The following is a 19,234-nucleotide window of genomic DNA, read 5'->3' as shown; positions in this document are numbered from 1 at the left end:
ACTAAATATAAAAGATTCTGCGCTTAGCAGCGGCACCATAGCCAAAAACCTGGATAACATGGCGCCGTGAGTCAACATTGACAATGTAACCAGCAAATTCAGTGTGGTGGTCAATTTGCCGGTTCCAATTTTTATTATACTTAGTTGTCAATACATGATTAGGTCCCATCAACGCCGAACAGTTAAACAAAATATACTGAATACCATTAATCCGATATTGATCCTCACGATGGCGGTGTCCGCAGAAGTAGGCAATAATGCGGGCGTTTTTAATATTAGTAAAGTCAAAATCATTCGCCAACCGAAATTCCGGTGGAATGCCGCGGCTGGAATGCATCTGCCCTTTTTCACGTTGATTAAACGCAACAAGGAGTTCATGTAATGAGCGGCCATTATACTTCAGGGCATTAGTCCCCTTGCGATTAATTGGATTAGCATGACTCATCAAGATAATTTTTTTATTTGACGATTGCGCTAAAATCTCAATAATTTCTTCAATCTGATCTTCTCTAACGGCTAATGTGATTTTGGTATCATATTTTTTCTGACCTTGCGCGTCAAGTTCATAAGGAACATCAGAAGTATTAACTGAAATAAAACGGACATCATCAACATCATAATAACAAACACCATGCTGGCGTGAAATATAATGGATATCCTTTTGCGCATACATGCTCGGCCACATGATATTTTCAAATTCATTTTCAGGAAATGATGCTTTTAAATCATGATGCTCATCAAACTTATCGTTTTCGTCATGATTGCCCTTAATCATGATTGTTGGAACGCGATCTGAAACAAAGGAATCGCGTAATTTCATCAATTCACTTTCGCCCAAAAAGCCAGCATCTGAACCATCAATCCAGTCACCCAAGTGGACCTTAAGGTTAAGCAGACCTGAATCATCAAGATAAGAAAATTCATTAACATGGGTTAATCCGTTCCAACCATAAAAATCGCTGCTGTTGCGATCTTTATAATGCGTATCAGAAATCACGCTGACATTAACGGAATTTTTACCTTGTCTGACGTGATCGTGAACCCGATCAATAAATTGGTCGAGGTATTGCTCAGTCACATAGCGGCGACCAGTCTTTTTATTGGCGAACGCACGATAACAGCCTAGCTCCTCGTTAAATTCACGCACATATTCTGGCGCTAATTTTTCCGTGCTTTCCAAACTAAGTGCCTGATGTAAAACGCCGTTCTCATCCTTATACACGGTCAAATTATACGGCTGACCTCCAGGTGTTTTCTGCTCACTACCAACTTGATATTCACCGACTGTCATATATTCTTGCATCGGGTCAAGTGAGTCGTCCTTTTTCTTAAACGCAGCTCGCTTTTTCACACCAATTAAATGATCAAATAATCCTTCTGCATGCTTAAACACATTCATGATTTTTTGGCCCCTAACAAAAAAGCTAGACCAATAATAGTCCAGCTTAAAAATTATGCATTCTCTGCCAAAGCATGTGCTGCCAAGCCAATTGACAAAACAGCATCCTTTGACAATACCCCTTGTAATCCCTTAAAGGCGATTGCTTGAACCGCGCTAATTACCTTAAGACTATATGCAACAACATGATAATCAACTGTACTGTTATAAAAACTATCCTCATAAGGATCTTCATGGTTATAGGTCAGATTGATCTCATCCTTATCCACAAAACCATCCACATGATTAGTTAAAATACGATCATGCAAGTCCGTTAACTTCTCCGACAATTTAATCAAAGTCAATTTATGATCGCTTTCGGTTTCATAATATTGCTCCTGTGTCATGTCAAAGTATTCCTTAACTGGCTTGTTTAAGACGTGTAGACTATCAATTGCACGATATACCGCCTCGGCATCAAAGTCTCGTTCCTTATTCAAAATTTCTTCTTGGTTTGCGGCCAAGTCATCGGCCAAAGTAATTGTCTCTAACTTATCCATGGTATCCTCCTAAAGTTCAACTTATATTATACCAAAAACAGCGGTTAAGGAAGCTATTTTGTTACTTTTTAACTTAAAACCCAAAGTTCAAAAATCTTGCTTTATAAAAAGACTTTACCTTAACAAAAATAAAACTTAGCTTGAAAATGCATTGGCAATAATATCTTATAGCTCAATAACCGTTCCAGTATTGCCAGCAATAATCTCGTTGACATTATCCAAAGAACCAATAATTGCCTTCTTACCTGTATTTTTAACAAAAGTTAAAGCAGCTTGAACCTTAGGCAGCATACTTCCAGCTGCAAATTGGTCTTCAGCAATATATTCCTCTAATTCTTTAACATTTGTCTTAGTCAAGCACGTTTGATTTGGTTTACCAAAATTAATGCACACACCATCAACAGCAGTTAAAATAATCAACTTATCTGCTGATACTAATTCTGCAACTTTTGCCGCACTAAAATCTTTATCAATAACTGCTTCTTTACCGGTGAAATGAGCTCCGTCTTTTACCACTGGAATACCGCCACCACCAGAAACGATTGGTACAATCCCATTAGCAATCATCTTTTGAATTGCACCTATTTCTTTAATTGCCTGTGGTTTAGGAGACGGTACAACCCGGCGATAACCACGACCAGAATCTTCAACAAGTGTCCAATCTGGATATGCTTTCTTCACATCGTCAGCTTCTTCTTTAGAATAGAAGGGACCAATTGGCTTAGAAGGTTTCTCAAAAGCAGGATCTTCAGCATTAACAATTGTTTGTGTTACAACTGTAACAATATCTTTGTCAATGTTATTTTTAGCGGTTTCTTCTTGCAATGCATTTTGGAACCAATAACCAATGCTGCCTTCTGTCATTGCTCCCACAGTATCTAATGGCATTGCCGGATTTTTTTCGCTATTTGCAGCTAATTGTTGCAATAACAGGTTCCCAACTTGTGGACCATTTCCATGAGTAATAATTAATTCATCACCATTCTTGATGAAATTAACTAATGCACTTGCTGTTTTTTTAACTGCTTCTTGTTGTGCTTGCGCAGTAGGATCTTTAGATAAAATTGCATTACCACCCAAAGCTACTACTATTCTATTGTTTGCCATATATTATTCTCCTAATAATAAGTTTTATCCGATCTTAATCGTACCGTTAATAATTAAGCCAATTGTAATAATTGCTAATATTAAAATTATACCCATCACAATTTTTTCTTTGACACTAATCTTGTGTCCGCATTCTTTACATGCTACCCAGTAGAAATAAAAGCCAGGCAAATAAGCGATTGTAGTCATCATTACTTGTTGCCAACCAGCTAATACCATTGCAAGCAATTGAAAGCCAGCTGCAATCACGCCAATAAATAATTGTCCCCATTCGCCATTCTTGTATGAATACTTAATTTGGTAGACACCAACCAATAAATAGCTCAATAAAATAGCGGCTGTTGCTAAAGTATAAGCGAAATTATATGCATAGTTAGTTGCTAACAATGTGAACAAAAATAATGTTTGTAAAATTCCTGTAATAACTAACGAAACAGTTGGTGCTTTCTTCGAATTTAATTTACCCCAATATGAAGGTAGTTCATGATCTTTAGCCATTAAAGTGGTTGTTTCCGCTGGCAACATCGTCCATGAAAGCCAAGCACCTAATGTCGAAATAATAACTCCAAGATTAATGAAGATTGCACCCCATTCACCGACAACATGTTTCAAAATATTAGCCATTGCTGGTTGCTTAATTGTTGCCAATTGGGCTTGAGTTAAAACACCGTAGGGCAAGATTGATGCAAAAACATAAACAATAATCAAAGTTGCTAGACCCATGATAGTAGCAGCTTGGGCATCAGAACGTTTTTTAGCTCGATTAGCCAGAACACTAGCACCTTCGATTCCGATAAAGACCCACATAATAATCATGATGCTCTGCTTCATCTGACCGAATACACTAATTACCTTACCACCATGTAAAACATTATTTGCAACGTTACCCCAAAAATCAGCAGTAAATACACCAACTTTAAAACTAATTGCAACAATGATCATAAATACAACTAGCGGTACTAACTTACAAATAGTAACGATAGTATTAACAAAACTTGCACTCTCAACACCATTATTAACTAATAAACTCAGTGCCCAAACAAAAATAATTGCACAAATAATTGATGGTAAATTTTGACCACCCTTAAATACTGGAATAAAATAACCAATTGCACTCATTAACATTGTTGCAAAGGCAATATTGCCTAACCAAGCTGAAAGCCAATATCCCCAGCCGCTTAAAAAGCCACCTAAAGGACCAAAAGCAGCCTTAGCATAACTAAAAATACCAGAATCAAGTTCAGGACGTTTCTTTGACAAGTTATTAAGTGACAATACTAATGCATAAATTCCAATACCACAAAATAGCCATGATAATAATGCTGGTCCTGGTGCTGCAGCATTAGCCATATCACTAGTAATACCGAATATCCCCGTACCGATTGACGAACTAACAATCAGTGCGGTTAACCCAAATTTGCTAATTCCATCTTCTTTATCCATTTTCAACCTTCTTACATTCTTTAATAAAAAAAGTAGCTGTTTTACTAAAGATTTCTTAAGCAAACCGCTACTTTTTGTAAACATATAAAAGAGATATTTATAAGTTGTTAATTAAACTTCAGGTATAAACAAGTTGCCTAATGTTGCGGCCATTATTGCTTTAATACCATGTTTACGGTTTTCTCCTTCTTCAAAGACGCGAGAATATTTACTGCGGAATACTTCATCAGTGACTTCCATTTCAGTAATGCCGTATTTTTCACTAATTTCTTGACCATAATCCGTATTTGTATCATGGAAAGCCGGCAAACAATGTAAGAAAATCAATTCGTCATCTGGGGTACCAGTCTTTTTCATCATGTTCATATTTACTTGATATGGCTTTAATAATTTAACACGTTCTTCCCAGTTGGATTCACCCATAGAAACCCAAACATCAGTGTAAATTGCGTTTGATCCCTTAACACCCTTATCAATATCATCAGTAATCAGAATTTCAGAGCCACTTTGTTCCGCATACTTTTTAGCAATATCAACATGCTTTTGTGATGGGAATAACTCTTTAGGTGCAACAATATGAATATTAACACCCATCATGGAACAGCCGACTAACAATGAATTACCCATGTTATTGTGGCCATCACCAACATAAGTTAAAGTTAAGCCCTTAAGGTGACCAAAGTTTTCCTTCAAAGTCATCAAGTCAGGAATAATTTGGGTTGGGTGCCATTCATCAGTCAAACCATTCCAAACAGGAACACCTGAATACTTAGCTAACCCTTCAACAGTTGATTGTTTAAATCCTCTGAATTCAATACCATCAAACATACTACCTAAAATTTTAGCAGTATCTTCAACTGATTCTTTCTTTCCTAAGTGAATCTCATCTTTACCTAAGTAGTCAGCATTTGCTCCTAATTCAGCAGCAGCTGTCACAAAGGAAGAACGAGTTCTAGTTGATGCTTTTTCAAAAATCAAAGCGATGTTCTTTCCTTCAAGATAGCGATGAGGAATATTATTCCGCTTAAGATATTTTAGGTGCAAACCAAAATCAATTAAATAATTCATCTCAGCAGGTGTCATTGAAGTTTCTGCCAAAATGCTTCTGCCTTGAAATACGTTAGATTCCTTACCGTTAAATCTCTTATCCATTACTTAAATTCTCCAAATTCTATAATTTTAAATATCTTCTCTGACAATTGGCATTGACATACATCTTGGACCACCACGACCACGTGATAATTCACTTGAACGAATTTCGTGAACTAAGATTCCATGTTCTCGTAATAAATCATTTGAAACGTAATTACGGTTATAAGTAACTACTTCACCTGGGGCAATAGCCAAAGTATTTGAGCCATCATTCCATTGTTCTCTTGGAGCAACAATTGGATCGCCATTACCAGTAGGAATTAAGTCAATCTCTGATTGGTTTAGTACTTTCTTCAAAACTGAAGTAATGTCATCATGATATTCAACTTTAATTTCGTCGTTTTTGTCTGGTGTTAAAACATAAACATCGAGCTTACCGTTATCTTTCAAAATGGCTGGATGAACAGTAAATTGATCGTAATTAATCATCGTAAAGACTGTATCAAGGTGCATCATTGCGTGATTATGAGGGATTCGAATTGCCAGAACTGTATCAAAGTCTGAATCCTTAAATAAATTGTGTGCAATATCTTCAATTGCCTTAGCTGAAGTTCTTTGAGAGACACCAATTGCTAGAACGTGATTACTCAAAACCAGTTCGTCGCCGCCTTCGATTCGGCTATCATGATTCCGATTACGCCAAACATGAATGCCTTGATCCTTAAAGCGTGGATGATAATTAATAATGTATTGCATAAACAATGATTCACGTTGCCGAGCTGGGAATGTCATATGGTTAATTGATAAACCATTACCAATAGCAGCAGCAGGGTCTCTAGTAAAGTAAGTGTTTGGCATTGGATCCATCAAGAATGGGTCATCAGCATCTTCTGCTAATTCGCCCAAAGATTTCAAATCAACGTCAACCTCATTTTTACGAACACCAGCAATAATCTTGTCAACCATGTCTTGGTCATTTAAACCAAGCAAGTAATCTTTTAGTGCTTCATAAACTGAACCCTTTGTATGACCTGATTCCTTAAGCATCTGATCCAAAAATTGATTCTTTACTTTTTCATCTGCCAAAGACTGAGCAGCTAATTGCTCCATGTACAATACTTCTGTACCATTAGCCCTTAACGTATTTGCAAAGTCATCGTGTTCTTCCTGAGCAATTGGTAGATAAGGAATATCATCAAACAATAATCGTTCCATCGTGTCAGGTGTAATATTCTCAACTTCATGATTTGGTCGCTTGAGAATAACCGTCTTTAATTTTCCAATTTCTGAAGTTATGTGAATTGCTGAATTTTTCATCAAAACCACTCCTTTTCTATTTTCAATTGAAGTGCACTTTCAACACGTTAGATATTAACCACATTTGCAAACGCTGTCAAACACTTTTTTTAAAAAATGTACCGCAATTTACACTTTTTAAAGGTCGCAAAAGTGTATTATAATCAGGTTCGGAGGTATTTTTTTATGACAACAAAAAAGTTTTCACCGAAGGATAAAGTTTATAACTATCTTGCTCAGCAATTAACATTAGGAAAAATAAATCGTAACGACCATATTACCGAGCAATCATTAGCAACTCAACTAGGAATGAGTAGAACTCCAATTAGAGAAGCACTACTAGAACTTTCGATGGACAATATTCTGGAACGTATTCCCAATAAGGGCTTCAGAGTAAGGTACTACACTAAAAAAGATATTCGCGAATTATACACTTTAATTGGCCTACTTGATGGCAAAGTTGCAGAACTAACAATTGATAAATTAACTGAATCTGATTATTCGCTAATGCAATTCTACGTTGACAGTATGACTTCCGCTATCAAGAATTCTTTGTATACAAAATACAATGAACTACAGGATCAATTTCATGCTATTTATTTAGATAGATGCTCCAATATCTTACTTACAAACGAACTCCTTAATAAGAAGAAAAGTTTTATTGGTAAAGACTATGCCCATTTATCTTCTACAGAAATAACCAATCTATTAACCCAAACCAATAACGAGCATCAACATATTTATTATTTATTCAAAAAGCACAAGATCGATGAGTTGCGTAAGTACTTAGAGGAAGTACATTGGAATCCAGACAATTCTCGTTACGATATATCATAGATATATAATAGGAAGAAAAAATAAAAAATATTTTTCCTTCCTATTATATAGATATCTAAAAACGTAAAATAATTATTGAGGTACTTATAAAATTTGCAAAAGTAATATTGTATACAATTACTTAATGCAGTCATTAATATTATTTTCTCAAAATTAGTATTAACTTTTTAAAATATCTACTTTGATTAATTTTTTACAATATGATATTATAAAAACGTTTTCAATTTTTGATAACGCTTTTTCAAAAAACTGAGGAAATAAATTTATGACCGAAAAGAAAAAAATAAACGGTTTTACTTTAGTAATGTTGATTGTAACTACTTCTATTGGTGCAGGAATTTTTGCACTCAGTAGTGATTTAGCTCACGCGGCTGCACAAGGTCCCGCGCTAATTGCCTGGCTAATTATTGGCATAGGAGTAATTCTTCTTGCTGCAACTTTTAATAATTTATTGATTAAATGCCCCACCCTCAATGGTATCTTCACTTATGGCAAAAAAGGATTTGGAGACTTTGTTGGCTTCATTAGCGGTTGGGGTTACTGGATGTCTTGCTGGCTAGGGAATATTGCGATTTCTACTATTTTTATGAGTACATTAGGTTACTTCTTCCCGATTTTTAGTAAAAGTAACAGTATCTATTCCATTATTGGCGCAAGTATTTGCTCATGGCTGCTAATCTTTATGGTTTCACTAGGAATTGAAAATGCTGCCTTTGTCGACTCAATTATTACGATTTGCAAGCTAATACCAATTATTGTTTTTATTATTGCAAGTATATTAGTTTTCAAGGTTAACTTTTTCTCACAACACTTTTGGGGCAATCTTGCTAATTCTTTTAATTTCAGCAGTACCGTTATCCAAGTAAAGAACTGTTTTATGACTATGATGTGGTTATTCGTCGGGATCGAAGGAGCTACTGTTCTTGCTGCCAGGGCAAAAAGCAAAAAAATTGCTGGTCGCTCAACTTTAATCGGTGTCGTAGCATTATTAATTATTTATATTTTGGCCTCAATCCTACCATATGGGTATTTTACAAGAGCCCAATTAATTAATGCCCCGCAACCACCAATGGCTTATCTCTTAGAAAAAATAGTTGGTCCTTGGGGCGGGTTACTCATTAGCGTTGGCGTCTTAATTTCAATCATTGGAACATGGATCTCATGGACAATTTTACCGTCAGAAACAATGTGTGCCATGGCTAAAGAAAAACTTTTACCCCAAAAATTAGGAGAAACCAATAAATTTGGTGCACCAATTTATGCGCTTATTACAACTGGGGTAATGGTACAATTATTTTTAATTAGTCTATTATTTACAAACAAAGCTTACGAATTTGCCTATAGTTTAAGCACAGCTTCTGTAATTATCACTTATATTATTGTCGCTTCCTATCAAATCAAACTGTCATCGCAAGAAAAAAATAAGCAGCAATTATTTATCGGCATAGGTACACTGATTTTTGAAACTGTCGGTATTCTTTTTGCAGGATTAAAATACTTATTGGTATGTACAATCATCTATATTCCTGGGCTATATTTATATTATTTAGCAGTTAGAAAAAGACGTAAATTAACTACTTTAGAAAAGATTGGTATGCTAGTAATAGTATTGATTGGTATCGCCGCAATTTGGATGTTACTAAGTAAAAAAATAAGCATATAATATAAAAATAAAAGCACAGTTTTACTCGAACTGTGCTTTTATTTTTAACCAATATTTTGCTATTACTTTTTATAATGCAAATGATACTTTATTGTATATGGCTTTTCTTCGCCCTTTTTTAACTCAATCGCGGAAAAATCACGGGTACTGCCAGCTTTAGACAAAGTCTGCGGCTCAAGAGTGATCCCTTCATATGGTTTACCCACACCCTTGGTCCTTATCAAGTTCATTTGATCATGAGTAAACGAATTAGCCGTGAACATTACCAAACCATTTCTATCTGACTCAATCCCCACGCTAATTTTAGTTTTAGGATCTGACAATTCTGCAATTAATTTCTGATCTTGATTAACCACAAAAATATCGTCGAACCCTTTTTCAGTAGTATTATTCATCTCTGCAATTGCCTTACCTAGATTCGTCGGTTGTTGAAAGTCAAATGGGGTATGTTTAACCGGAATTTGCTTGCCAGTTGGAATTTTATTCTGATCTAATTCCTGAATATGCGCCGCGTTTATTTTTAGCATCTGTTTAGCAATTGTATCCTCACGACCCAAATTAAAATAAACATGCTGGGTTGGATTAAAGACTGTATCTGCCGTACTGGTAGCAATATACTTGATACCAATAACATCATCGGGTGACAGAGTATAAATAATTTTAACTTGCATCTCACCGGGATAGCCGTCTCCTGTCTGCAAATGACTCATCTCAATTGCATCACCTGTGGCTGTTTGAATAATTTTTCCCTGCCAAATTTGACTGTTAAAGCCTTCAGGTCCCCCATGAAGCGTTGTTGTTCCCTCATTTTGCGGTAATTGAGTTGTTTGACCATTAAGGACAATTTGACCAGCCATAATTCGTCCTGCCGTGCGACCGATTGCCATACAAACATAAAATGGATTAGCAAGATAATCCTTGCTATTATAATAATTTAAAACTATATTATGTGTTCCGGACTTAGTTGGTACCATAATTTCATAAATTGTTGCTCCTAAAGTTAAGAGTGACAACGTTACGCCATTAGCATTAGTTAAGCTCAACTTCTGAATTTTATGACCCTGGTATTCGTCAAAGTCACTAACTATTCCGCGTACTTTTTGCATCATTCAATCTCCTTGATTTTCAAATAAATGTATTCGCTTACACAAATATATTACTTTTTATAAATGTTGGCAAATAAATTATTAATACCATAAAGCTAATATTATTAATTCCGCCATTTTTTGCGTAATTAATATCAAGTAAGTAAAATCAAAACTAAAGGAGCAATTAACATGGCAGAACATCTCCGTTGTCCTTGGGGCGACAGCCAAGACAAATTAATGCAGCAATATCACGATCATGAATGGGGCAAACTCAACTTAGACGAGCAATATCTCTATGAAATGCTCGTTTTGGAATTATTTCAATCGGGACTTAATTGGTCTGTGATTTTGCACAAACGAGAAAATTTTCGTCGTGCTTTCAAAAATTTTATTCCCAAAGAAGTCGCACAAATGACAAATTCAGACATTACAACTCTGATGCAAGACAATTCGATTATTCGTAACCGCCAAAAAATTACTGCTGCTATCAAAAACGCCAAAGCAATCTTAATTATTGAAGCCAAATACGGCAGTTTTGGTCATTATTTACGAGAATTTATCAAGACGCCTCTTATCAATCATCCGCAAACAATGGCTCAAGTTCCAACAACAAGTGAAGTCGCTAAAAAACTGGCAAAACAATTGAAAAAGGATGGCTTTGCCTTTGTTGGTCCTGTTGTAATTTATTCATATTTACAAGGAATTGGCCTCATTAATGACCATTTAGAGACCTGCCCCTTTAAATATCATAGCTAGTCATCACTTATCTTTATAATTTTTCCTTTCGTGTTACACTATTTTTATAACAAAAAGGAGCTGTGCTGGTAACACAACTCCTTAACGTAGAGCCACTAAAAGTGGTTTATTACCTGAAAATTTTAGTTTAACAACTAACCGTCCTTTCCTAGTAAAAGTAAGACGATTTTTGTTTACTCCAAATTACTTGAGCAAACTTCTTAGCAGTTCAACCACCAATGGCAGCAATTTTTAAAATCAACCAAATAAAAAAGCAGTGAATAAATATTTATTCACTGCTTTTTAGCATATTCTTATTAAACTAATTTCTTTCGAATTAAACCGGAAATCCAGTCAATTACAATCACCATGATAATAATACCAAGTAGGATAATCCCGACACGATTCCATTGCCGATATTGCAAAGCAATAATCAGCGGGTAACCGATACCGCCGGCACCAACCAAACCAAGGATTGAAGCTGACCGAATGGATACATCAAACCGGTACAAGGTGTTGGAAATCAAGGCTGGCATTAAGTTAGGCAGAGTTGAAAACATTGTAATATTAGTTTTTGAACCCCCAACAGCTGTTACCGCCTCATTAGGACCATCTTCAAGATTTTCAATTGCTTCTGAGAACAATTTTGCCAGCATCCCAACTGAGTGGAAACCTAATGCCAAAACACCAGCAGCTGAACCCGGACCAACAGCCTTAATAAACATCAAGGCCAGGACAATTTCAGGGAATGATCGAATAATTGCCAAAACAATTTTACCCGTCCGTGAAACGTACCACTTCTTATGCTTGGTATGAGCTGCCCAAAAGGCAAATGGTAATGAAATAATTGCCGAGATAAATGTACCTAAGAAGGCAATACATACAGTTTGCCATAATTGTGATACTAAATCTTCACCACTGCCATTGTAAACATATGACCAATCAGGATGGAAAATACCGCTAAAAATCGCACCAGCAATTTGACCGGCAGTAGCTTTAATACCGCCAAAATCCATGCCTGTGCATGACCAGACGATAAGAACAATTGTAATTAACGCTAAACCCCAGTGCAATATCCGTTTTGGGACATCAACTCGGCGAGGAGGTAATTTCTTCATATTAGTATCCATTATTTCATCAACGCCTCCCGTGATTTAGACGAAACGTAGTCAATTAAGACTACAACCACAATGATAACGAGAATAATCGTTCCCGTCTTAGCGTAATCAAAGACTTGCAAAGTTTGTTGCAGGTAAAGACCGATACCACCGGCACCGATATATCCTAATACAGTTGAAGCCCGGACGTTAATTTCAAAGGCATACAAACAATAAGAAATGAAGTAAGTAATGACTTGTGGTAAAACAGCAAAAACAATAATTTGTAATTTATTAGCACCAACAGCTGTCAAAGCCTCAATAGGACCAGGATCAATCGTTTCAATAGCTTCATAAAAGAGCTTAACGACAATCCCGAAAGTACAAATAGCTAAGGCCAAAATACCAGCAACTGGACCAATCCCAACAATGGCAACAAAGATTGCCCCTAACAAAAGATCTGGTACAGTTCTGATAATATTCATAATTAACCGTAAAACGCCGGTAACAGCCTTATTCTTAATGATATTACGTGCAATCAACAGCGAATAAATGAAGGCTAAAACAGAGCCAATAACTGTTCCCAAGATTGCCATCTTAATTGTTTCAAGAAGCAGCGGCATAACTGGTCCTAAATATGACCAATCTGGATGCAGCATTTGGGAAAAGATATCGGTAAACTGACTAAAGTTAGCAAATAAAGTACCAAGATTAGTATTAGTAACATCTGTTGATACAAATAATCCCGCAATAAAGATAATTACCCAAATCAAGTTCCAAAACTTAAACTTTTTCTTAGGCAAAGTCATGAGCGCTTCTTTATCAGTACTACTCATCTTGTTCACCACCATTGTAGATCTTGGTGAAGGTTGACTCTGGAGTCTCACTCATTTTGCCGTCATAAATAATTTCACCAGCACGTACACCAATAACCCGTTTACCAAATTCTTGTGCTAACTCAACACTATGCAAGTTAATCACAACTGTCATGCCATGCTTTTCATTCAACATCTTAAGATCTTGCATTACACGACGAGAAGTTTGCGGGTCAAGTGAGGCTGTTGGCTCATCAGCCAAAATGATTTCTGGGTTTTGCGTTAAAACGCGGGCAATCGCAACACGTTGTTGTTGCCCACCTGATAGTTCATCAGCACGTGAATAAACTTTGTCAGCCAGGTCAACTTGTTGCAAAGCCTCGTAAGCACGTTGCTTATCTTCTTTAGTAAATAAGTTAAGTGTACTCTTCCAAGTAGGATAGTAGCCTACGCGTCCTGTTAAGACATTACGCAAAACGCTAGAACGTTTAACCAGATTGAAGCTCTGGAAAATCATCCCAACATTGCGTCGCAGAATCCGCAGCTCTTTGCCCCTAGCCTTAGTAATTGATTTACCATTAATTAAAATATCACCATCAGTAATATCAATTAGGCGGTTAATCGAGCGCAAAAGTGTCGACTTACCAGCACCAGAGAGACCAACAATAACGACAAATTCGCCCTTATTGATAGTTAAATTGATATTCTTTAAACCAACAACGTCTTTGCCATAAACTTTTTTAACGTTTTTTAATTCAATAACTGGCTTAACTGAAGAATCTGCCATTATATACTTCCTTTATTTATTTTACTTTTTAGTTGACTCAATAATCTTTTCGTATTTACGAACAACAGCAAAGTCACTATCTTTTGCAGGAACGTAACCTTCATGAGTGTAAATACTTTCGATAATCTTCTTACCCTTCTTAGATTTACCAATATCAATAAATGCCTTAGCTAACTTCTTCCGGAATGCCTTTGGCATACTTGGTACAACTGAAATCGTGTCGTTAGGAATAGCCTTAGTGAAGTAAATTGGTACTACTTGGCTCATAATCTTCGGGTTGTCTTTTTGAACGATTGTCCGTGCATCTTCAAAGACAAAGGCAGCATCAGTGTCGCCATTTAAGACGTTTAGAACTGCTTGGTCTTGACCAGTAACAGTTACTAACTTACAACTCTTAGGAACATCTAAGCCCTTTTCCTTTAATTCAGCAATTGGGAAAACGTACCCTGCTGATGAAGTTGGACTTTGAATTGAAATTGACTTACCCTTTAAGTCTTTCCAGCTCTTAATCTTTGAATTCTTTTTAACTAAAATTTCTGACCGGTAAAAGTTAACTAAGTTCTTAGTTGGTTTCCCGCCTGGTTGCTTAACACCATATCTTTGCGCCTGCAATAAAACATCAGCAGCACCTTGTTTGTGCGCTAAAATATAACCATTTGGCGGCAAAAAGCCAACGTCAACTTTTTTAGATTTCATGGCTTCAACAACCGTATTGTAATCCGTTGACATTGACACGTGAACCGGAATACCCAAACGGTCAGAAAGCATCTTTTCTAACGGCTTAGCCCTAGCTTGCAGCTTAGTTGCAGCTTGACTGGGGACAAATTGAACATTCAAAGACTTCGGGGTGGAACTTTCTTGACTCTTACTCTTACTTGAACAAGCAGTTGCCATTAACGCTACTAAAAAGACGGCAGCACCAGCTAGCACTTTCTTAAATTTTTTCATCATGCCCTCCTAGACATCAAAAAAGACTTAATGTAACAACACAAAAGTGAATTATATTAAGTCTTTCAATAACTTTTTTGGTTAAAAAACGAACAATACTGCCATTTGCAGGAAAGCAAAAAGTCTTAATTGCAAAAACATCAATGAACGCTACGCGCCGTTCATCTTTTTGCATGACTTTCACTCCCCTTTCATCTGTCTCGCATTTATTCTATTAAATAATAGCAGAAATTAGTTGTTTAGAAAAGAAAATTATTTTAAAAAAACTATTTTTTAGCTAAAAAATGTTGGCTACGCCCGCAATTAAGCATTTTATCTGCTTAATCGATTACAATAATTATCCTAGTCAACTTCTTTTAAATAACCGCAAGCAAATCAAAAATAATATTGTTCGGGATTTGCTTAACAATGTTGTTTAAAACTGCTCTATTCATAATTCTAGGTTCGGCTTTTTCTTAAAACACAAAAAACCTAGCCAAATTTTTAATTACTAATTATTTTGCATGTCCTTAACAATCTTTTCATACTTACGTACTGTATCAAAATCACTATCTTTTGCAGGAACATAACCTTCATGAGCATAGACCTGTTCAATCAGTGCATGACCTTTCTTAGTCTTGCTAATGTCAATAAAAGCCTGGGCAAGTTTCTTTTGGAACTTCTTCGACATATTTGGAATTACTGAAACAGTATCATTGGGAATTCTTGCCTTGGTAAAGTAAATCGGTACAACTTGACTCATAATTTTCGGGTAGTCCTTTAGAACTTTATTACGTGCATCTTCAAAAACAAAGGCAGCATCCGTATCACCATTTAACACATTTAAAACAGCTTGATCATGACCAGTAACAGTAACTAACTTACAACTTTTAGGAACGTCCAAGCCCTTTTCTTTCAACTCGGCAATTGGATAAATATAACCCGCAGTTGAAGTTGGTGATTGAATGGAAATTGACTTACCCTTCAAATCCTTCCAGCTCTTAATCTTAGAATTTTTCTTAGCAACAATTTCTGCTCTAAATGATTTGGTCAAGGTTTTAGTCCAGCGACCACCAGGTTGTTTAATATCAAAACGTTCTGATTGTAATAGAACATCAGCAGCACCCTGCTTATGAGCTACAACATAACCATCTGGCGGCAGAAAACCAACGTCAACTTTCTTGGATTTCATGGCTTCCATTAAAGCATTATCACTAGTTGAAACTAATACATGAACTGGAATACCTAATTTAGCTGACAGCATCTTTTCTAACGGTTTGGCCCGACCTTCCAGCTTATTAGCTGCTATACTAGGTACAAATTCAACCGTTAATGATTTTGGGGTGTAATCCTTGCTATTAGCACCAGTACTCTTATTCGCGCAAGCTGCTGTCACCACTGCAACCAACATTACAACTACGCCCAACAATATTCGTTTTAATTTTTTCATCTTGCCCTCCATGGCTAAAAACTAACTGAATACAAAAAAGGCATAATGCGACCTTAGCACATCATGCCCTTTAATATTCTTGAATAAAAACGAACAGTCATTATATTTATATGTAGAATTAAGCGAATTACTAAAGATATATTTAAACTATCTCCTTGTTTATTCACTGCCCTCGACCTTCCCACTAAGATATTGATGTCTGTTACATAAAAAGCATAGCACACAAAAGCCTGTTATAACAAGGAAAGTTGAATAATATTTTTATAGAAACACCATTAAAAAAGTACCCGAAAATTCGGATACCCTAGTAAATAATTAACTTGCGATTATTTCTTCAATGATTGTGCAATCTTTTCGTACTTACGAACAATATTGTAATCACTGTCTTTAGCGGCACGATATCCATATTGATCATACATCTTTTGAATCAATTTTTGACCATCTTTAGTCTTACTAATGTCGATAAAAGCTTTGGCTAACTTCTTCCGGAATGCTTGCGGAATATCTGGACGAACAGAAATTGTATCGTTAGGGATTGGCGTTGTAAAGTAAATCGGCACTACCTTTTCTTTGATATTCGGTGCATCATGGAGAACCTTGTTACGTGCATCTTCAAAAACAAAGGCAGCATCAGTGTCGCCACTCATGACATTTAAAACAGCCGTATCATGACCGTTAACCGTTACTAATTTACACTCCTTAGTAACGTCCAAGCCCTTTTCTTTTAATTCAGCTACCGGAAAAATATAACCAGTGGTCGAAGTTGGACTTTGAATAGAAATTGACTTGCCCTTTAAGTCCTTCCAGCTCTTAATCTTGGAATTTTTCTTAACCACGATTTCAGCACGCAAAGTGTGAACTAACTTTTTAGTCCAAGTACCACCTGGTTCTTTAATGCCGTAACGTTCTGATTGCAATAAAACGTCAGCTGCATGTTGCTTATGTGCCTGTACATAGGCATCAGCCGCCAAAAAACCGACATCTACTTTCTTAGACTTCATCGCTTCAATTTCAGCATTATTGTCAGTTGAAGTTGTAACGTGAACAGGTATGCCCAATCTTTTAGAAAGCATCTTTTCAAGAGGCTTACCTTCGCCTTCCATTCTGCCAGAAGCATCACTGGGTACAAACTGTACATTAAGTGATTTCGGCATATTACTACTCTTGGTTTCCTTTTTATTTGAACAAGCAGATAATGCAAAAATTCCCACTATGGCTAGTGCACTAACTAATACTTTCTTAAACTTTTTCATGATTACCTCCTATAAGTGTCATGAATAAAAAAGACTCAATGTCAACTACGAAATGTAATCAACATCAAGCCTTAAAGCCTATTATGTAAATAAATTCCCCTGTAAAAGAACTCTTGCAAACACAAACAACACTAAGTTAACTCGTTTTGTTATGGAATTACTTTGCATCATGTGCCGCCCTCTTTTACCTAAAATCAATTCATAAGAATAATAGCAGAAATTCAAGTTAAATGAAAGCGAAACCATTAAAAGATTAACAAATAAGCTATTACTTTTGTCTAATTGGGTTGTTGTCAACGTCAGTACGAACAATTAACACATCAGCCAAAGCATGCTGGTTAACGTATTCGGTAACTGACCCCATCAGCATTCTTTCAACCGCGTTCAAGCCGGTTGCACCCATAATGATTAAGTTATCGTGATGATCCTTGATAAAGTCATAGGAAATAACTGCCTTAGGGCTGCCATAACGAATATGATAATCAATATCATCAAAGTCAAAGTTGTCATGTGCCCATTGCTTCAAACTCTTTAAATATTTGCTAGTATCTTGGGTCATCTGGTAAACAGTATCACCTGAAATAAGCGTATCCTGCATTTCACCCAAAAATTGCCTAGTATCAATTACGTTTAAAATATCAATATGAGCATTTTCCGTTAGTGCAATTTTAACTGCTTTATCAAAAGATCTTTCAGCTGATTCTGAGCCATCAACTGGAACTAAAATGCTGTCTTTTTTCGTACTCATGTACTCACCCTCTATAAATATATTGTTTTATTTAACTTCAATTTTAACATATTTTTGATAACATTTACCTCTTTTATAATTGTTTACACCTTAGTTTATTGCTAAAATAGAACGTAAATGTCAAAAGATAAAGGGTGGAATTTATGACAGAAAATTTAACTAATCAATTAATCGGTGTTAAGAGCGGTCGCAACTTCCGTGAACTCGGCGGCTATAAAACTGCTGACGGCAAGACGATTAAAATGCACAAGTTGTTAAGAACTGCTAATTTAGGTACTTTAGATGAAACTGACCTTAAGTTCTTACATGATTACGGCGTTAAATACATCGTTGATTTCAGAAGTCAAGCAGAAGTTGACCATGAACCTGACCGCGTTCCTGAAGGAGCCGAATATGATTACGATCCAGTTTTCAGCGAGGACCTAACCAACGCTTCTAAGAGTATTGAAGAAGTTATCAAGCAAGGACAAAAAAATCCGCAAGCAGGTTTTGAACATATGCTGTTTGCTTATGATGATATGATTACCAGCAAGCCCGCACAAAAAGCTTACCGCCACTTCTTTGACTTATTATTGGCAAACGATGAAGATGGCAAAAGTTTAATCTTCCATTGTACTGCTGGTAAGGACAGAACTGGGGTTGGTGCCTTACTTATCTTAACTGCTCTTGGTGTACCACTTGAAATCATCAAACAGGACTACTTGTTGACGAATATTGCCACTGCTGACTTCGTTGAAGATATGCTGCAAAAAGCTAAAACGCAGGGTGCTGATGATGCCACATTAAATATTTTAAAAGACTTCCAAACCGTTCATGTTGAATACATCGACCATGTTTTAGCAACTATTAATGAAAAATATGGTAGCGTAGATAACTATTTACATGATATTATGAAATTAACTGATGCGGAAATCAGTAAATTACGTAAAATTTACCTCAATTAATAGTTAAAGGAGAC

Annotated in this window: 19 protein-coding genes; 4 read left to right on the top strand and 15 right to left on the bottom strand. The window is 36.1% G+C overall.

Translation table 11 applies throughout. The features are described from left to right. Position 1 precedes the first annotated feature (1 nt). The 6 genes from PT281_RS00755 to arcA all read right to left on the bottom strand — a co-directional run bounded on the left by PT281_RS00755 (position 2) and on the right by arcA (position 6,897). The gene (locus tag PT281_RS00755) at positions 2-1,399 is read right to left on the bottom strand and encodes a metallophosphoesterase (protein ID WP_277151122.1); all 1,398 of its coding nucleotides are present in this window, start codon (positions 1,397-1,399) and stop codon (positions 2-4) included. Positions 1,400-1,452: 53 nt separating this feature from the next. Continuing rightward, positions 1,453-1,938, bottom strand: coding sequence for a hypothetical protein (locus tag PT281_RS00750; RefSeq protein WP_277151121.1), 486 nt, complete (start codon positions 1,936-1,938; stop codon positions 1,453-1,455). A gap of 165 nt (positions 1,939-2,103) precedes the next feature. Further along, complete coding sequence (gene arcC, locus PT281_RS00745) at positions 2,104-3,045, bottom strand: carbamate kinase (protein WP_277151120.1); 942 nt, start codon at positions 3,043-3,045, stop codon at positions 2,104-2,106. Between the two features lie 24 nt (positions 3,046-3,069). After that, a complete protein-coding gene (locus PT281_RS00740) occupies positions 3,070-4,488 on the bottom strand; it encodes a basic amino acid/polyamine antiporter (protein WP_277151119.1) in 1,419 nt (472 codons plus the stop codon). A 111-nt stretch (positions 4,489-4,599) separates the two neighbouring features. Beyond that, the gene (gene argF / locus PT281_RS00735) at positions 4,600-5,640 is read right to left on the bottom strand and encodes an ornithine carbamoyltransferase (RefSeq protein ID WP_277151118.1); all 1,041 of its coding nucleotides are present in this window, start codon (positions 5,638-5,640) and stop codon (positions 4,600-4,602) included. A gap of 27 nt (positions 5,641-5,667) precedes the next feature. Then, positions 5,668-6,897 (bottom strand): arginine deiminase, encoded by a 1,230-nt coding sequence (arcA, locus tag PT281_RS00730; RefSeq protein WP_277140881.1) that lies wholly within the window; start codon positions 6,895-6,897, stop codon positions 5,668-5,670. A gap of 165 nt (positions 6,898-7,062) precedes the next feature. On the opposite strand from arcA, the gene PT281_RS00725 reads away from it, so the two are divergent. Beyond that, entirely contained in the window at positions 7,063-7,713 is a 651-nt protein-coding gene (locus PT281_RS00725; protein WP_277151117.1) for a GntR family transcriptional regulator, read from the top strand. A gap of 265 nt (positions 7,714-7,978) precedes the next feature. Beyond that, positions 7,979-9,376 carry a basic amino acid/polyamine antiporter gene (locus PT281_RS00720; protein ID WP_277151116.1) on the top strand — a complete coding sequence of 466 codons (1,398 nt, stop codon included), beginning with the start codon at positions 7,979-7,981 and terminating at the stop codon, positions 9,374-9,376. A gap of 62 nt (positions 9,377-9,438) precedes the next feature. On the opposite strand, the gene PT281_RS00715 is transcribed toward PT281_RS00720, so the two are convergent. Beyond that, the gene (locus tag PT281_RS00715) at positions 9,439-10,485 is read right to left on the bottom strand and encodes an aldose epimerase family protein (protein WP_277151115.1); all 1,047 of its coding nucleotides are present in this window, start codon (positions 10,483-10,485) and stop codon (positions 9,439-9,441) included. Positions 10,486-10,653: 168 nt separating this feature from the next. Between PT281_RS00715 and PT281_RS00710 the strand changes: the two genes are divergently transcribed. Beyond that, positions 10,654-11,220 (top strand): DNA-3-methyladenine glycosylase I, encoded by a 567-nt coding sequence (locus PT281_RS00710; protein ID WP_277151114.1) that lies wholly within the window; start codon positions 10,654-10,656, stop codon positions 11,218-11,220. A gap of 296 nt (positions 11,221-11,516) precedes the next feature. Here PT281_RS00710 and phnE (PT281_RS00705) read toward each other — a convergent pair whose 3' ends face one another. The 8 genes from phnE (PT281_RS00705) to PT281_RS00670 all read right to left on the bottom strand — a co-directional run bounded on the left by phnE (PT281_RS00705) (position 11,517) and on the right by PT281_RS00670 (position 18,276). After that, positions 11,517-12,329: a phosphonate ABC transporter, permease protein PhnE gene (gene phnE, locus PT281_RS00705; RefSeq protein ID WP_277151113.1), complete on the bottom strand. Its 813-nt coding sequence runs from the start codon at positions 12,327-12,329 to the stop codon at positions 11,517-11,519. Beyond that, the gene (gene phnE / locus PT281_RS00700) at positions 12,329-13,132 is read right to left on the bottom strand and encodes a phosphonate ABC transporter, permease protein PhnE (RefSeq protein WP_277151112.1); all 804 of its coding nucleotides are present in this window, start codon (positions 13,130-13,132) and stop codon (positions 12,329-12,331) included. Before phnE (PT281_RS00700) ends, phnE (PT281_RS00705) begins: the two co-directional genes overlap by 1 nt. Continuing rightward, a complete protein-coding gene (gene phnC / locus PT281_RS00695; RefSeq protein WP_277151111.1) occupies positions 13,125-13,898 on the bottom strand; it encodes a phosphonate ABC transporter ATP-binding protein in 774 nt (257 codons plus the stop codon). The genes phnE (PT281_RS00700) and phnC overlap by 8 nt, the downstream gene beginning before the upstream one ends. Positions 13,899-13,919: 21 nt before the next feature. Further along, positions 13,920-14,846 (bottom strand): phosphate/phosphite/phosphonate ABC transporter substrate-binding protein, encoded by a 927-nt coding sequence (locus PT281_RS00690; RefSeq protein WP_277151110.1) that lies wholly within the window; start codon positions 14,844-14,846, stop codon positions 13,920-13,922. A 16-nt stretch (positions 14,847-14,862) separates the two neighbouring features. Next, entirely contained in the window at positions 14,863-15,021 is a 159-nt protein-coding gene (locus PT281_RS00685) for a hypothetical protein (RefSeq protein ID WP_277130250.1), read from the bottom strand. Positions 15,022-15,336: 315 nt separating this feature from the next. Next, positions 15,337-16,275: a phosphate/phosphite/phosphonate ABC transporter substrate-binding protein gene (locus PT281_RS00680; RefSeq protein WP_277151109.1), complete on the bottom strand. Its 939-nt coding sequence runs from the start codon at positions 16,273-16,275 to the stop codon at positions 15,337-15,339. 326 nt (positions 16,276-16,601) lie between these two features. Then, positions 16,602-17,528, bottom strand: a complete 927-nt coding sequence (locus PT281_RS00675; RefSeq protein WP_277151108.1) for a phosphate/phosphite/phosphonate ABC transporter substrate-binding protein — start codon at positions 17,526-17,528, stop codon at positions 16,602-16,604. A 268-nt stretch (positions 17,529-17,796) separates the two neighbouring features. Continuing rightward, on the bottom strand, positions 17,797-18,276 hold the full coding sequence (locus PT281_RS00670) for a universal stress protein (RefSeq protein WP_277130247.1): 480 nt from the start codon (positions 18,274-18,276) through the stop codon (positions 17,797-17,799). A 143-nt stretch (positions 18,277-18,419) separates the two neighbouring features. Between PT281_RS00670 and PT281_RS00665 the strand changes: the two genes are divergently transcribed. Beyond that, complete coding sequence (locus PT281_RS00665; protein WP_277151107.1) at positions 18,420-19,220, top strand: tyrosine-protein phosphatase; 801 nt, start codon at positions 18,420-18,422, stop codon at positions 19,218-19,220. Positions 19,221-19,234 lie beyond the last annotated feature (14 nt).

This window comes from Lactobacillus sp. ESL0701, assembly GCF_029433445.1.
GTDB lineage: Bacteria > Bacillota > Bacilli > Lactobacillales > Lactobacillaceae > Lactobacillus.
Note: the sequence above shows the minus strand (reverse complement) of the source record. Positions and strands in the feature narration are given on the sequence as shown.